General features: G+C 72.4%; 15 protein-coding genes. 14 read left to right on the top strand and 1 reads right to left on the bottom strand.

Annotation, left to right across the window (positions count from 1 at the left end; genetic code table 11):
- Positions 1-44 precede the first annotated feature (44 nt).
- Positions 45-2,273 (bottom strand): catalase/peroxidase HPI, encoded by a 2,229-nt coding sequence (katG, locus tag OG393_RS01930; RefSeq protein WP_327372756.1) that lies wholly within the window; start codon positions 2,271-2,273, stop codon positions 45-47.
- A gap of 411 nt (positions 2,274-2,684) precedes the next feature.
- On the opposite strand from katG, the gene OG393_RS01925 reads away from it, so the two are divergent.
- From OG393_RS01925 to OG393_RS01865, 14 genes are all read left to right on the top strand, one after another.
- Positions 2,685-3,095 (top strand): Fur family transcriptional regulator, encoded by a 411-nt coding sequence (locus OG393_RS01925; RefSeq protein WP_327372755.1) that lies wholly within the window; start codon positions 2,685-2,687, stop codon positions 3,093-3,095.
- Between the two features lie 292 nt (positions 3,096-3,387).
- Positions 3,388-4,068, top strand: a complete 681-nt coding sequence (locus OG393_RS01920; protein WP_327378279.1) for an NADPH-dependent FMN reductase — start codon at positions 3,388-3,390, stop codon at positions 4,066-4,068.
- A 75-nt stretch (positions 4,069-4,143) separates the two neighbouring features.
- Positions 4,144-4,548 carry a VOC family protein gene (locus OG393_RS01915; RefSeq protein WP_327372754.1) on the top strand — a complete coding sequence of 135 codons (405 nt, stop codon included), beginning with the start codon at positions 4,144-4,146 and terminating at the stop codon, positions 4,546-4,548.
- A 266-nt stretch (positions 4,549-4,814) separates the two neighbouring features.
- On the top strand, positions 4,815-6,059 hold the full coding sequence (locus OG393_RS01910; RefSeq protein WP_327372753.1) for a PP2C family protein-serine/threonine phosphatase: 1,245 nt from the start codon (positions 4,815-4,817) through the stop codon (positions 6,057-6,059).
- Positions 6,060-6,259: 200 nt separating this feature from the next.
- Entirely contained in the window at positions 6,260-8,029 is a 1,770-nt protein-coding gene (locus OG393_RS01905; protein ID WP_327372752.1) for a hydrogenase maturation protein, read from the top strand.
- A 77-nt stretch (positions 8,030-8,106) separates the two neighbouring features.
- A complete protein-coding gene (locus OG393_RS01900; RefSeq protein ID WP_327372751.1) occupies positions 8,107-9,165 on the top strand; it encodes a hydrogenase expression protein HypE in 1,059 nt (352 codons plus the stop codon).
- Between the two features lie 70 nt (positions 9,166-9,235).
- On the top strand, positions 9,236-11,020 hold the full coding sequence (locus OG393_RS01895) for a nickel-dependent hydrogenase large subunit (protein ID WP_327372749.1): 1,785 nt from the start codon (positions 9,236-9,238) through the stop codon (positions 11,018-11,020).
- On the top strand, positions 11,017-11,541 hold the full coding sequence (locus OG393_RS01890; protein ID WP_327372748.1) for a hypothetical protein: 525 nt from the start codon (positions 11,017-11,019) through the stop codon (positions 11,539-11,541). Before OG393_RS01895 ends, OG393_RS01890 begins: the two co-directional genes overlap by 4 nt.
- Positions 11,538-12,191, top strand: coding sequence for a DUF5947 family protein (locus OG393_RS01885; protein WP_327372747.1), 654 nt, complete (start codon positions 11,538-11,540; stop codon positions 12,189-12,191). Before OG393_RS01890 ends, OG393_RS01885 begins: the two co-directional genes overlap by 4 nt.
- The gene (locus tag OG393_RS01880) at positions 12,188-12,886 is read left to right on the top strand and encodes a DUF6084 family protein (protein WP_327372746.1); all 699 of its coding nucleotides are present in this window, start codon (positions 12,188-12,190) and stop codon (positions 12,884-12,886) included. The genes OG393_RS01885 and OG393_RS01880 overlap by 4 nt, the downstream gene beginning before the upstream one ends.
- A complete protein-coding gene (locus OG393_RS01875; RefSeq protein ID WP_327372745.1) occupies positions 12,883-14,316 on the top strand; it encodes a hypothetical protein in 1,434 nt (477 codons plus the stop codon). Before OG393_RS01880 ends, OG393_RS01875 begins: the two co-directional genes overlap by 4 nt.
- On the top strand, positions 14,313-14,909 hold the full coding sequence (locus tag OG393_RS01870) for a hydrogenase maturation protease (RefSeq protein WP_327372744.1): 597 nt from the start codon (positions 14,313-14,315) through the stop codon (positions 14,907-14,909). The genes OG393_RS01875 and OG393_RS01870 overlap by 4 nt, the downstream gene beginning before the upstream one ends.
- A complete protein-coding gene (locus tag OG393_RS35385) occupies positions 14,909-15,013 on the top strand; it encodes a DUF6893 family small protein (RefSeq protein WP_442817246.1) in 105 nt (34 codons plus the stop codon). Before OG393_RS01870 ends, OG393_RS35385 begins: the two co-directional genes overlap by 1 nt.
- A gap of 114 nt (positions 15,014-15,127) precedes the next feature.
- Positions 15,128-15,532, top strand: a complete 405-nt coding sequence (locus OG393_RS01865) for a hydrogenase maturation nickel metallochaperone HypA/HybF (RefSeq protein WP_327372743.1) — start codon at positions 15,128-15,130, stop codon at positions 15,530-15,532.

The raw sequence follows: 15,532 nt of genomic DNA, 5'->3' as shown, positions 1-15,532 counted from the left end.
CGCGCGTCCGGACCGGCCGGTGAAGGCCGGCCCGGACGCCGGGATCAGACGTCGAACCGGTCGAGGTCCATCACCTTGCTCCAGGCGGCGACGAAGTCCCTGACGAACTTCTCCCTGGCGTCGTCGCTCGCGTAGACCTCGGCGAGTGCCCGCAGTTCGGAGTTGGACCCGAACACGAGGTCGGCGCGGCTGCCGGTCCACCTGACCTCGCCGGTGGCGAGGTCGCGGCCCTCGAAGGTGTGCGCGTCCTCGGAGGTGGCCTTCCACTCCGTGCCCAGGTCGAGCAGGTTGACGAAGAAGTCGTTCGTCAGCGTTCCGGGGGTGGAGGTGAGGACACCGAGCGAGGACTGCTGGTGGTTCGCGCCCAGCACGCGCAGACCACCGACCAGGACCGTCATCTCGGGGGCGCTGAGCGTCAGCAGGTTCGCCTTGTCGAGCAGCAGGTACTCGGCCGGAAGCCGGTTGCCCTTGCCCAGGTAGTTGCGGAAGCCGTCGGCGGACGGTTCGAGCGCGGCGAACGAGTCCACGTCCGTCTGCTCCTGCGTGGCGTCCACGCGGCCAGGGGTGAAGGGCACCTCGACGGCGTATCCGGCGTCTGCGGCGGCCTTCTCCACCGCCGCGGAGCCGGCGAGTACGACGAGGTCGGCCAGCGAGACGCCCTTGCCGCCGGGCCGGTCGGAGTTGAAGGACGCCTGGACGCTCTCCAGCACGCGCAGCACCGACGCCAGCTCGTCCGGCTCGTTGACCTGCCAGCCGCGCTGCGGTTCGAGACGGATCCGGGCGCCGTTGGCGCCACCGCGCTTGTCGCTGCCGCGGAAGGAGGAGGCGGACGCCCACGCGGTCGACACCAGCTGGGAGACCGTGAGGTCCGAGGCGAGGACCTTCTCCTTGAGGGCGGCGATGTCCGCGGCGCCGAGCGGCTCGTGCGCGGCCTCGGGGAGCGGGTCCTGCCAGAGCAGCACCTCGGAGGGGACCTCAGGGCCGAGGTACCGTGCGACGGGGCCCATGTCACGGTGGGTCAGCTTGTACCAGGCCCGCGCGAAGGCGTCGGCGAACGCGGCGGGGTTCTCGCGGAAGCGGCGCGAGATCGGCTCGTACACCGGGTCGAAGCGGAGTGACAGGTCCGTCGTCAGCATGGTGGGGGCGTGGCGCTTCGACGGGTCGTGCGCGTCCGGCACGGAGCCCGCCCCGGCGCCCTCCTTGGGCCGCCACTGGTGCGCACCCGCGGGGCTCTGGAAGAGCTCCCACTCGTAGCCGAAGAGGATGTCGAAGAAACTGTTGTCCCACTCCGTCGGAGTGTCGGTCCAGATGCCCTCCAGACCGCTGGTGATCGCGTCCCCGCCCTTGCCGGTGCCGTGCGTGTTCTTCCAGCCCAGACCCTGCTGCTCCATCGGGGCGGCCTCGGGGTCGGGGCCGACCGCGTCCGCCGGGCCCGCGCCGTGGGTCTTGCCGAAGGTGTGACCGCCCGCGATCAGGGCGACCGTCTCCTCGTCGTTCATCGCCATCCGGCGGAACGTCTCACGGATGTCGCGGGCAGCGGCGAGGGGGTCCGGAGTCCCGTTCGGACCCTCGGGGTTGACGTAGATGAGTCCCATCTGGACGGCGCCGAGGGGGTTCTCCAGCTCCCGGTCGCCGGTGTAGCGCTCGTCGCCGAGCCAGGTGGTCTCGGGGCCCCAGTAGACGTCCTCGTCGGGCTCCCACACGTCCGCGCGGCCACCGCCGAAGCCGAAGGTCTCGAAGCCCATCGACTCCAGGGCGACGTTGCCGGTCAGGATCATGAGGTCGGCCCAGGAAAGACCGCGGCCGTACTTCTTCTTCACCGGCCAGAGCAGGCGGCGGGCCTTGTCGAGATTGCCGTTGTCCGGCCAGCTGTTGAGCGGGGCGAAGCGCTGCTGACCGGCCCCCGCGCCGCCGCGGCCGTCGCTGATCCGGTAGGTGCCGGCGCTGTGCCAGGCCATGCGGATCATGAAGGGGCCGTAGTGGCCGAAGTCGGCCGGCCACCAGTCCTGCGAAGTGGAGAGCACCTCCGCGATGTCGCGCTTCACCGCGGCGAGGTCCAGCGACTCGAACGCCTCGGCGTAGTCGAAGTCCTCGCCCAGGGGATTCGCCACCGCGGGGTTCTTGGCGAGGATCTTCAGATTCAGGCGTTCCGGCCACCACTGACTGTTCCCGCCGCCCTGGGTGGGGTGCGGTGCGCGACCGTGCGCGACCGGGCAGCCACCGCCGCCCTCCGCTTTCGGGTCGGTAACGATGGCGTCGTGGTTCTCAGACATGGAAAATCCCTCCGGACCAGGCGTTTCACGGTGCTCAGGCACTGCTGGTGGTGGAACGGGCGGGGCGTGCGCCCCCGTGCGTGACCTCGGCCTGTTCGGCTGAGAAGTCTCGGGCCGCGAACGGTGCGGGACAGGGAGCCGAGCCCGGCGTGCGAGCGACGGTTGCCGGTCTCGGGCACCTCGGCGCGGGGCGCGTCCGGCAGGCCGGTGCCGCGCGGTACTCCGGCGGTGGCCCTCACCTCGCTGCCTCCTGCCGTACTGGATTCGTTCCGTCCCCTTGGCTGTCAACAGAACCGATCCTACGATGGACGGAATCCAAGTCAAGAAGGACGCCAAATCCCCGCCCGTCAGTGTGCCGGACGCGCGTCCGGGCCGCCGGGAATTCCGCCGAACCTGAATGGGTGAGCCGATATGAGCGACTTGCTGGAGCGGTTGCGCGGGCGCGGCTGGCGCATGACCTCGCAGCGGCGCGTCGTCGCCGAGGTCCTCGACGGTGACCACGTGCACCTCACGGCCGACGAGGTGCACGCCCGCGCGGCGGAACGGCTGCCCGAGATCTCGCGGGCGACCGTCTACAACACGCTCGGCGAGCTCGTCTCCCTCGGCGAGGTCCTGGAGGTCACCACCCATGGCCGGGCGAAGCGGTACGACCCCAACGCGCGCAGCCCTCACCAGCACCTGGTCTGCTCCGGCTGTGGCCTGATCCGCGACGTCCACCCCACCGGCGATCCACTGGCCGGTCTCGCGGCGGCCGAGCGGTACGGATTCGACGTCTCCGAGGTGGAGATCACCTATCGGGGCCTCTGCCCGTCCTGCCTCTGACCCGCGTCCGACCCGCTGCGTCCCGCGCCGGGCGGCCTCCTCACCGTGGGCAGGGCGGGACCCGCACCCGCGGGCCAGTACGCTCTGACGCCCCCGGCCCGTCCCCGCCGTCAGGCCCGTCAGCGCCCCCGCGGCGCGCGGGGGGCACGGAATGCGGCCCGCCGGTACCCCGGTGCCGTACGGTCGGCCCCGTGCCCGCCGCGGCAGAGCCGGCCCGGCCGGCCCGCCCGGCGGAACCCCACCGGACCGGACCCCGCGAGGAGGCGGCGTGAGCGCGACCGAGGCCCGGCACCTGTCGGAGAGCTCCCCGGGTGCGCCCGGGACCCCCGTCGAGACGCCGCTTCGCGTCTTCGTCCTGTCGGGGTCCTCCCGCGCCGGCTCCGTCAACGCGCGACTGGCCGCCCTGGTCGCCGGGCTCGTGGTCGACGCCGGTGCCACGGCCGATTCCGCGGGGCTCCGGGACTTCGGCATGCCGCCCTACGACGGTGACGCGGAGGCGGAGCACGGCCCGCCGCCGGGAGCCGTCGCGCTGCGCGACCGCGTCGCCGAGGCGCAGGCGCTGATCATCGCCACTCCCGAGTACAACGCCTCGGTCCCGGGCGTGGTCAAGAACGCGGTCGACTGGGTCTCGCGGTTCCGGCCGCAGCCCTTCAAGGACAAGCAGGCCCTACTGGTCTCCGCCTCCCCGTCGATGGTGGGCGGCAATCGCGGCCTGTGGGCGCTGCGCGTCCCGCTGGAGCACCTCGGCGCCCGCGTTTATCCCGACATGTTCAGCCTGGCGAGGGCACACGAGGCGTTCACCGAGGAAGGAGCGCTCGCCGACGCGGGGCTCCAGGAGAGGCTCGCGGCCACCGTGGGGTCTTTCCTCGGCCTCGCGGAGGCCGACACCCGGTATCTCTGCCTGCAGCGCCGCTGGTACGAGTTCCTGGGCGACCGCAGTGACGCGCCCGTGACCGCACGGGCCCAGGACTGAACCCTCCGGGCCAGGCCGGGCCCGGACGGACGGCCGCACCCGGCATCCCGACCCCACGCCCCCACGGAGCCGCGCATGACGACCAGGGAATTCCCCGAAGGTACCGAGCTGACCCACATCCTGGTGGTGGGGGACGTCGACCGGTCCCGCGACTTCTACCGTGACGTCGTCGGTGCCGAGGTCGTGCGCGAGTACGGCGGCACCAGCGCCGTCCTGCGTCTGAGCGGCACCTGGCTGCTGCTGGTCACCGGAGGAGGGCCCAGCGACGACAAGCCGACGGTCACCTTCACGGCCCCGGGCGACCCGGACGCGGTCAGCCACGCCATGACCTTCAGGGTGGCCGACTGCCGCGCCGCGTACCAGACGCTCGTGGCGAGGGGCGCGGAGTTCCTCACCCCGCCGGTGGACCACGGCGTCGAGGTGCGCTGCTTCCTCCGGGACCCCGACGGCCACCTGCTGGAACTGAGCCAGGCGGGCTGACGCTCCACCCACGGCGGCGAAGGCGGTGCCGGACGGGCTGCCGCGGCGCGTCGGGCAGCGGACCGGACCGTCCGGTCACGGTGGGGGAGGCCGGTGCCGGGACCGCCGGACGGCGCGGCCGGGCCCTCGCCGTCACCCGCGGGTCTCCCTCCGTCCCGGAGAGGGGCGAACGGGCCGGGGGAGGGCACGACGCGCGGACCGCGCGCCGGGTGCGTACGTTGGCGGTAAGGCCGTTCCTCGGCCGGACATGAGGAGCCGGTGAGCACGTGACGCGGGAGATGGACTACAGGGCGCTGTTCGCCGCGACGCCCAGCCCGTACCTGGTGCTGGCGCCCGATCTGGTGATCGTCGACGTCAACGAAGCCTATCTGCGGGCGACCAGCCGCAGCCGGGCGGAACTCCTCGGGCAGCACCTGTTCGAGGCATTCCCCGACAACCCGGCCGACCCCGACGCGGACGGGGTCCGCAACCTCGGCGCCTCCCTGGAACGTGTGCTCGCCACGGGCCGGGCCGATACGATGGCCGTCCAGAAATACGACATCCCCCTGGTGGAACGGCCCGGAGTCTTCGAGGAGCGCTGGTGGTCACCGGTGAACACGCCCGTCCTCGACGCGGACGGGCGGGTGGCCTGGATCATCCACCGCGTCGAGGACGTCACGGCCTTCCTCCGCTCCCGACGGTTGGGCGGCTCCGACCGGGACCGGACCGAGCGTGAGCAGGGCATGGAAGCCGAGCTGTACGCGCGGGCCCGCGAACTCCAGCGACTGAACGAGGAACTGCGCGCCGCGCACGCCCGGGAGCGGGAGGTCGCCGTCACCCTCCAGGAAGCGATGCTGCGCTCACCCGACCTGGCCCATCACCAGGACATCGCCGTGCGGTACCTGCCCGCGATCGGCTCGCTGAACGTGTGCGGCGACTGGTACGACGCCGCCGACCTCCCCGACGGCCGTTGCACCCTCGCGGTGGGCGACGTCGTCGGACACGGACTGGAGGCCGCCACCGTCATGGGCATGCTCCGCAGCGCCCTGTCGGCGGCCGGCCGGGCGGTCGCGGGCCCCGCGCAGGCCCTGGAGATCCTGGGCGTGTACGCCCGCTCCGTCGAGGGAGCCCTCGCGGCCACCGCGGTGAGCGTCCTCGTCGACTGGCGGTCGCGGCTGATCGTCTACTCCAGCGCCGGTCATCCGCCGCCCGTGCTGCTGCACGCCGACGGCTCCTCCGAACTGCTGGACCAGGCCACCGACCCGCCCCTCGGAGCCCGTCCCGACCACGTGCCGCGTCCGCAGGCGGGCATCTCCTACCGCGGCGGCGACACGCTGATCCTCTACACCGACGGCCTGATCGAGCGCCGCGGCGAGGACATCGACGCCGGCCTCGGGCGTCTCACCCAGGCTCTGGCGGAACTGGGCGCGCTCGGCCCCGAACGCCTGGCGGACGCCCTGCTGGACCGGCTCGGCGTCGCCGGAGGCGTCCGCGACGACATCGCGCTCGTCGTGGTACGTCTGACCGCGTGACCGCATCGGGGCCGCGGACGCGATGCCGCCGCCGAGTGGCCCCCCGCCGGTCCGCTCTTCAGGTGACATGACCGTACGGCTGCGGGCCGGGACCGGCCCCATGCCCCAGCATCGCAGGCGACCGGTCGAACACACCGGCAGCCACTGCCGTCCGGGCCGGCCGCCCTCGTGTGGCTCCGCCCCCGCCGCCGGGAGGTCACGTGCGTATCCTGCTCGTCGCGAGTTCGTTCAACAGCCTGACCCAGCGCGCCCACGCCGAACTGCGCGACCACGGACACGCGGTCACGGTCGAACTCGCCCTGCCGCACGTCGACCTGACCGCAGCGGTACGACGGCACGCACCGGACCTGATCCTCGCCCCGATGCTGCGAACGGCCGTCCCCGAGGAGGTGTGGTCCGCCCACACCTGCCTGATCGTCCATCCCGGACCCGTCGGCGACCGCGGGCCCTCCTCCCTCGACCGGGCCGTCCAGGAGAACGTGACCCGATGGGGCGTCACCGTGCTTCAGGCCGTGGCGGAGATGGACGCCGGCGACGTCTGGGCGAGCGTCGAGTGCCCCCTGCCCCCGGTCGGCAAGAGCGACCTCTACCGCGGGGAGATCGCCGACGCGGCGATGCGGGCCGTGCACCTCGCCGTACGCCGCTTCGCCTCCGGCACGTTCACCCCCGGGCCGCAGACCAGCCACCGCACCCGGCCCGTTCTGCGCCAGGAGGACCGGCGCGTCGACTGGGCGACGGACTCCACCGAGCGCGTGCTTCGGCTGTTGCGGGCCGCCGACTCGCGGCCGGGCGTGCGGGACGAACTCCTCGGCGGGGTGTGGTTCCTGCACGGCGGTCACGCCGAGCACGGACTGCGCGGTCGGCCCGGGGAACTCCTCGCGACCAGGGACGGAGCGGTCTGCCGGGCCACCGTCGACGGAGCCGTCTGGATTCCCGAACTGCGGGCCCGCCGTACCCCGGGCGGGCCCGGCGAGGTCAAGCTGCCCGCGACGGCGGCCCTCGCCGACCAGCTCCCCGCACTGCCCGAGCGGCCCGCCCCCCTCACCGCGGCGCCGTTCCCCGCGGCGACGGCGCCCTGGGCCGACATCGGCTACCGCGAGGAGGGCGACGTCGGCTTCCTGACGTTCTCCTTCCCGGGTGGCGCGATGAGCACGGCGCACTGCCGGCGTCTCCTGGCGGCGTACCGGACCGCGCTGTCGCGTCCCACCTCGGTCCTCGTCCTCGGCGGTGCCCGCGACTTCTTCTCCAACGGCATCCACCTGGGTGTCATCGAGGCCGCCGCGGACCCGGCCGCCGAGTCCTGGGCCAACATCAACGCCATCGACGACCTCGTCGAGGCCGTCCTCACGACCACCGACCGTCTCGTCGTCTCCGCGCTCGGCGGGAACGCGGCGGCGGGCGGCGTCATGCTGGCCCTCGCCGCCGACGAGGTCTGGTGCCGCGAAGGCGTCGTGCTGAACCCCCACTACCGTCTGATGGGGCTGTACGGCTCGGAGTACTGGACCTACACCCTGCCCCGCCGGACCGGAGCCGAGACCGCGGCCCGCCTCACCACCGACGCCCTGCCGGTGAGCTCCGCCGCCGCGCTGTCGTCCGGCCTCGTCGACCGCACGCTCCCCTGCGGTCCCGGAGCCTTCGCCGACGAGACGGCCCGGCTCGCCGCGCACCTGGCCGCGCTGCCGTCCCTCGCGTCCCGGGTCGCCCGGAAGAAGGGCCGCCGCGAACGCGACGAGGCCGAACGCCCGCTGGCGGCCTACCGGGAAGCCGAGCTGGTCCGGATGCGGCGGATCTTCGACGACCCGCGGGCCCCCTACCACGCGCTGCGCCGCGCGTTCGTCCGCAAGGAGCCCGCCACCGGCACCCCGTCCTACCTCACCTGTGGTGTACCGCCCGCTTCGCCGGCGTCCCGCCCGCGGAACGTCACTGGACTGGCGGTACAAGACGAGGCCCTCCGGGCGGCGGGCTGCTAGCAAGAGGGGTGGGGCCCGAGGCCACCGACCCGACCAGGCCGGCCCCTCCCCGAACTCCTCCCCAAGGAGGCAACCCGATGACCGCAACAACGCCGGAGACGGCGGCCGAGGACCCCACGATCCACATCCTCTGGATCAACGCGGGGCTGAGCTGCGACGGTGACTCCGTCTCCCTGACCGCGGCGATGCAGCCCAGCATCGAGGAGATCGTCACGGGTACCCTGCCCGGGCTCCCCAAGATCGCTGTGCACTGGCCGCTGATCGACTTCGAATGCGGCCCCGTCGGTGGGGCGGACACCTTCATCGAGTGGTTCTTCAAGGGGGAGCGCGGCGAGATCGACCCCTTCGTCCTCGTCGTCGAGGGGTCCATCCCCAACGAGAAGATCAAGCCCGAGGGCTACTGGTGCGGATTCGGCGACGACCCCGAGACGGGCCAGCCCATCACCACCAGCGAATGGATCGACCGGCTGGCACCCAAGGCGCTCGCCGTCGTCGCCATCGGCACCTGCGCGACCTACGGCGGCATCCACGCCATGGAGGGCAACCCGACCGGTGCCATGGGCGTGCCCGACTACCTGGGCTGGGACTGGACCTCCCAGGCCGGCATCCCGATCGTCTGCGTGCCCGGCTGCCCCATCCAGCCCGACAACTTCTCGGAGACCCTCACCTACCTCCTGTACCAGGCGGCGGGCTCGGCCCCGATGATCCCGCTGGACGACAAGCTCCGTCCGTCCTGGCTGTTCGGCGCGACCGTCCACGAGGGCTGCGACCGGGCCGGCTACTACGAGCAGGGCCAGTTCGCGAAGACGTACGACTCGCCCACCTGCCTGGTCAAGCTCGGATGCTGGGGCCCGGTAGTCAAGTGCAACGTGCCCAAACGCGGCTGGATGAACGGCATCGGCGGCTGTCCCAACGTCGGCGGCATCTGCATCGCCTGCACGATGCCCGGCTTCCCCGACAAGTTCATGCCGTTCATGGACGAACCCCCCGGCGCCAAGCTGTCCAGCAAGGCCAGTGGCGCGTACGGCTCCGTGGTCCGGCGTCTCCGGTCGGTCACCACGCACACCGTCGACCAGGAACCCAAGTGGCGGCACGGCGGCAAGAAGCTGACGACCGGCTACCGGCCGCCCTGGTGACCACCGCTCGAACCCCCACACCGATCAGCACCCCGCACCTCCCCGCACATGAAGGGCCACGGCACAGACGATGACACCGAAGACGAAGACAGCCGGCGACGGCAGCGGCCTGGTGGAGATGGCCTGGGATCCGATCACCCGGATCGTGGGCAGCCTCGGCATCCACACGAAGATCGACTTCAAGCAGAAGCGAGTCGCCGAGTGCTACAGCACCTCGTCGGTCTTCCGCGGATACAGCGTCTTCATGCGCGGCAAGGACCCCCGTGACGCGCACTTCATCACCAGCCGCATCTGCGGGATCTGCGGCGACAACCACGCCACCTGCTCCGTGTACGCGCAGAACATGGCGTACGGGGTGAAGCCCCCGCATCTCGGCGAGTGGATCATCAACCTCGGCGAGTCCGCGGAGTACATGTTCGACCACAACATCTTCCAGGAGAACCTGGTCGGGGTCGACTACTGCGAGAAGATGGTCCGCGAGACCAACCCGGGCGTCCTGGAGCTCGCCGAACGGACCGAGGCACCGCACGCCGGCGAGCACGGCTACCGCACCATCGCCGACATCATGCGCTCCCTCAACCCCATCGAGGGCGAGTTCTACCGCGAGGCGCTCCAGGTCAGCCGCTACACCCGGGAGATGTTCTGCCTGATGGAGGGCCGCCATGTGCACCCCTCCACGCTCTACCCGGGCGGTGTCGGCACCGTCGCCTCCGTCCAGCTCTTCACGGACTACATGAGCCGCCTGATGCGGTACGTCGAGTTCATGAAGCGCGTCGTCCCGCTCCACGACGACCTCTTCGACTTCTTCTACGAAGCCCTGCCCGGCTACGAGGAGGTGGGCAGGCGCCGCGTGCTGCTCGGCTGCTGGGGCGCGCTCAACGACCCCGAGCACTGCGACTTCACCTACGCCAACATGACCGACTGGGGACGGAAGATGTTCGTCACCCCGGGCGTCGTCGTCGACGGCAAGCTGGTGACCAACGACCTCACCGAGATCAACCTCGGCATCCGCATCCTCCTCGGCAGCTCGTACTACGACGACTGGGCGGGCCAGGAGCAGTTCGTCACGCACGACCCGCTCGGCAACCCCGTCGACCCCCGTCATCCGTGGAACCAGCACACGCTGCCGGCTCCGCAGAAGCGGAACTTCGACGACAAGTACAGCTGGGTGATGTCGCCGCGGTGGTTCGACGGCAAGGACCACCTCGCGCTCGACACCGGAGGCGGCCCCATCGCCCGCCTCTGGTCGACGGCGCTGTCGGGACTCGTCGACGTCGGCTACGTGAAGGCGACCGGGCACAGCGTCGTCATCAACCTGCCCCGCACCATGACCAAGCCCGAGACCCGCTTCGAGTGGAAGATCCCGAAGTGGAGCAACGCCCTGGAGCGCAACCGCGCCCGCACCTACTTCCAGGCGTACGCCGCCGCCATCGCCCTGCACTGCGCCGAGAAGGGCCTCGCCGAGGTCCGCGCCGGACGCACCCAGACCTGGGAGAAGTTCGACGTGCCGGACGAGTCGATCGGGGTCGGCTTCACCGAGGCGGTACGCGGTGTGCTGTCGCACCACATGGTCATCCGCGACGGCAAGATCGCCAACTACCACCCGTACCCGCCGACCCCGTGGAACGCCAGCACGCGCGACACCTTCGGCACCCCGGGCCCCTACGAGGACGCCGTGCAGAACACCCCGATCTTCGAGGAGAACCCCCCGGAGAACTTCAAGGGCATCGACATCATGCGGGCCGTGCGCAGCTTCGACCCCTGCCTGCCGTGCGGCGTCCACATGTATGTGGGCGGCGGCAAGACCGTGAAGACGATGCACGTGCCCACCGGACTGAGCGGACTGGGCGGATGACCGAGACCGTCGACGCGACCCTGGCCGGACGCCGGGTCGAGGAAGTGCTGGACCGCCTCGCGGCCACCGGCGACCGCGACGCCTGCGCCGCCGCCGAGGAACTCGTCCGGGTGCTGATGGACTTCTACGGTGCCGGGCTCGCCCGCATCGTCGGAGCCCTCGGCGACGGGCTGCCACAGCCGCTGCTCGCCGACGAACTGGTGGCGGGCCTGCTGACCCTCCACGCGCTGCACCCCGAGGACGTGCGCACCCGGATCGCCCGCGCCCTCGACGCGGTCGCCGAGCCGCTGGAGCAGACCGGCTACGACGAGACCACCGGCGTGCTGCGGCTGCGCCCGTCGGCGGACGAGGGCGGCTGCGGCTGCTCCGGCGGCGAACAGGCGGGCACCCGACGACTGGAGGACGTGCTCGCCGCCTTCGCCCCCGAGGTGACGGCGGTGGAGACGGAACCCGCACCGCCGCCGGAGCCGCCCCTGCTCCAGATCGGCGTCCGTCCCCACTCCTCGGTGCGGGTGCCGTGACCGGCCCCTCCGTCCGGGCGGCCGGCCCGAGCGGGCTGCGGCGGTTCGCGGGCCCCCGGACGCCCCGGCCCGAGACCTGCGAACTCTGCGGCCTGGCCGTCCCGCCGGACGGCCACCGCCACCTGGTGGAGACCGAACAGCGGTCGCTGGTCTGCGCGTGTACCGCCTGCGCGCTGCTCTTCGACCGCCCCGGCACCCGGACCGGCCGCTACCGTGCCGTCCCCGACCGCTATCTCGCCGACCCCGCGCACGGCATCGACGACGCCGCCTGGGAACTCCTCCAGATCCCCGTCTCCGTCGCCTTCCTTTTCCGCAACGCCGCCCTCGGCCGGCTCGTCGCGCTCTACCCGAGCCCGGCGGGCGCCACCGAGAGCGAACTCGACCCGGAGACCTGGCAGAGGGTCCTCGGGCCGGGACGGCTCGCCGGCCTGCTGGAGCCCGACGTCGAGGCCCTGTTGCTCCACCGGGACGCGGACGGCCGCACCACCTGCCACCTCGTTCCCATCGACATCTGCTACGAACTCGTAGGGCGCATGCGGCTGCTCTGGCAGGGCTTCGACGGCGGCGCCGAAGCCCGCTCCGCGCTCCGCGCGTTCTTCGACCGGGTCGAGGGCCGGGCCAAGACCCCCGCGGAGGCGAGACCCTCATGACCGAGCTGACCTTCAGCTGTACCGGGGTGCGCGCCGACCCGTACGCCGCGGGCCCCACCCTCGTCTTCCGGCTGCGGATCACGGCCTCCGACGACACCCGGGTGCACGCCCTGGCGCTGCGCTGCCAGATCCGCGCCGAACCGGCCCTGCGGTCCTACGGCACCGGTGAGGCGGAGGCCCTGGCCGACCTGTTCGGCGAACGAGCCCGCTGGGGCACCACCCTGAAGCCCGTCCAGATCGCACAGGTGCCGGTCATGGTGCCCGGTTTCAGCGGCGAGACCGAGACCGACCTGTCCGTGCCCTGCACCTACGACATGGACATCGCGGCCACCCGGTACTTCGACGCCCTCGAGGACGGCGAGGCGCCCCTGCTGCTGCTGTTCTCGGGCACCGCCTTCACCGGCGACGGAGGGTTCCGTGTCGAGCCCGTGCCCTGGGACCGCGAAGCTCCCTTCCGGATGCCGGTCACCGTCTGGCGGGAGATGGTGGAGCAGCACTTCCCCGGCACCGCCTGGCTCAGACTGCCCCGGGACACGATGACCGAACTGCTCGCCTTCCGCTCCCGCCACGCGCTCGCCTCCTGGGAGTCGACGGTGCGGGCGCTGCTCGACCGGGCCGCCGACGGCGCGTCCGCACCGCCCCCGTTCCGGCTGGGCACCGCACGGCCCCGCGTCACCGAGAGGACGGCGCCATGACCACGACCGCCGCGCCACAGTCGCCCTTCGACACCGCACGCCAGGTGGCCGACGCCGTCCTGTTCGAGGGCTACGTGCTCTACCCCTACCGTGCCTCCGCGGCCAAGAACCGGCTGCGCTGGCAGTTCGGCGTCCTGGTCCCGCCCTCCTGGGGACCGCGCCAGGGGGAGCACACCCGCCAGCGCACCGAGATCCTGATGGAACCGAAGGCCGGGACCTCGCTGGCCGTGGAACTCCGCTTCCTGCACGCTCAGCGACGCACGGTGCAACAGGCCCTCCCCGAAGGCGGTTTCCGCGAGGTCTCCGCACTGCACCTCCCCGACCGGGTGCTCGTCCCCTGGGACGAGGGCACCGAGGAGCGCGTCGAACTCCACGTCGACATCGACGCCCTGTCGGGAGCCGGTGTCCGCCGGCCCTTCCACCGGCCCGCCCGCGAGGACACCGAGCCCGTCCTCGACGAGCGAGGCCGGTGCGTCGGCCGGCTGGTGCGCCGCACCGAGCGGGTCGACGGCACCATCACGCTCACGGCGACCGAAGTCCCGGGCCCCTACCGGGTGTCCAGGCTCACCGCGGTGGTGGAGAACACCAGCCCCTGGACACCACGGCCCGCCGACACCGACCGTGACGCGGCACTGGCCCGCTCCCTGGTCGCCGCCCACCTCCTGCTCGGCCTCCACACCGGTGCTTTCCTCTCCATGACCGACCCGCCCGAGTGGGCCCGGGGAGCGGTCGCCGCGTGCGTCAACGAGCACACCTGGCCCGTCCTGGCCGGCGGACCCGGCCGTACCGACGTCGTCCTGTCCTCCCCGATCATCCTGGAGGACCACCCGTCCATCGCCCCGGAAAGCGTCGGCGCGATGTACGACTCCACCGAGATCGACGAGATCCTCGCCCTGCGCACCGCCGCTCTGACCGAGCAGGAGAAGCGCGAGGCCCGGGGGACCGACGCCCGCGCCGCCGCCGTCATCGACCTCGCCGACTCCATGCCCCCCGAGGTGCTGGAACGGCTGCACGGCGCGGTGCGCGCGCTGCGCGAGATCACCGGCCCGGATACTCCGGGAGGCCCCGGCATGCCGGCCGAACTCACCACACCTCCCGCGCAGGAAGCGGTGTTCCGGCCCGACACACCCTGGTGGGACCCGGCGTCGGCGGACCCGGCGGACCCGTCGGGCGACCGGATCACCGTCGAGGGAGTCTCCGTGGGTGTCGGCAGCCGGGTCCTCCTCCGACCGGGACTGCGACGCACCGACGCCCAGGACCTCTTCCTCCAGGGGAGCGCCGCCCGCGTCGAGGCCGTCCTGCACGACGTCGACGGGGGAGTGCATCTCGCCGTCACCGTGGAGGGCGATCCGGGAGCCGACATCCGGCGCGAGCAGGGCCGCTTCCTCTACTTCCAGCCCGACGAGGTCACCCCACTGGAGGAGGCGTGAGCAGCAGGACCCTGGTCGCCGGCATCGGCAACGTCTTCCTCGGGGACGACGGATTCGGCGTGGAGACCGTGCGCGCCCTGTCCGCGCACCCCCTGCCCGCCGGCGTCGAGGTCACCGACTTCGGCGTCCGGGGAGTCCACCTCGCGTACCAGCTGCTCGACGGCTACGACACCCTCGTCCTCGTCGACGCCACCGCGCGCGGCGGCGCCCCGGGCACGCTCTACCTCATCGACGCCGACGCCCGCGAAGGCGAAGGCGGCGAAGCCCGGGAGGGCACCGGTGACCCGGCCGGCGACGCCGAGCCCGGCGGGACCGCGGGAGGCGTACCGGGGGGAGCCGTGCTCGACGGCCACCACATGTCGCCCGACGCCGTCCTCGCCCTGCTGGGCACCCTGTGCGCCGGGACCGGCGCCACCCCGCCCCGGCGGACCTTCGTCGTCGGCTGTGAACCCGCCCGCGTCGAGGAGGGCATCGGCCTGAGCGGCCCGGTGACCGAGGCGGTGCCGCGAGCCGTGACCATGCTCCGCGACCTGCTCCGGGACGAAACGGGGGGCGCGGACCAGCGCCCCCTCCACGAACTGAGGAGATCCTGATGAAGAAGTCGGTCATCGGCGGCGCCGCCGCCGCCGTCGCGCTCGTGGTGGCCCTGCAGCTCCTGCCCGATGTGAGGCGCTACCTGCGCATGCGGCGGATGTGACCTCCCGGCCGAGGGGCCGCGCCCGAATGGCGGACGCGGGGCGGGCCCCTTCGGCGTGCCCGACCGTGTCGCCCCCGCCCCGTCGATGTAATGGCCCCGGCAGGACGGAGTCCGATGCACGAGATGTCGATCGCCATGGCCGTGGTGGCCCAGGTGGAAGAAGCGGCCCGTAGCGACGGGGCGAGCGCGGTCACCCGCGTGGACCTCCAGGTGGGCGAGCTGGCCGGCGTGGTCCCCGACGCGCTGGCCTTCTCGTTCGGGCTCGCCTGCGCCGGAACGGTACTGGAAGGCGCGGAACTCGTCACCCGTACCGAACAAGCCCGCGCCCGTTGCGCGTCCTGCGCGTACGAGTGGTCCGTGGGCATGCCCCCTGAACTGCGCTGCACCCGCTGCGGCGAGGCCGCGGACGTGCGCCTCCTCGCCGGCCGCGAACTCCGCATTCTGAGCGTGACCTGGGAGGACGATGCCGCCGAGCCGGTCGCCCCCCTTACCCGTGAACCGATCCCCGAGGAGGCCTGA

Source organism: Streptomyces sp. NBC_01216 (assembly GCF_035994945.1).
GTDB lineage: Bacteria > Actinomycetota > Actinomycetes > Streptomycetales > Streptomycetaceae > Streptomyces.
The sequence above is the reverse complement of the archived record's forward strand: the minus strand, read 5'-3'. Positions and strand labels throughout refer to the sequence as shown.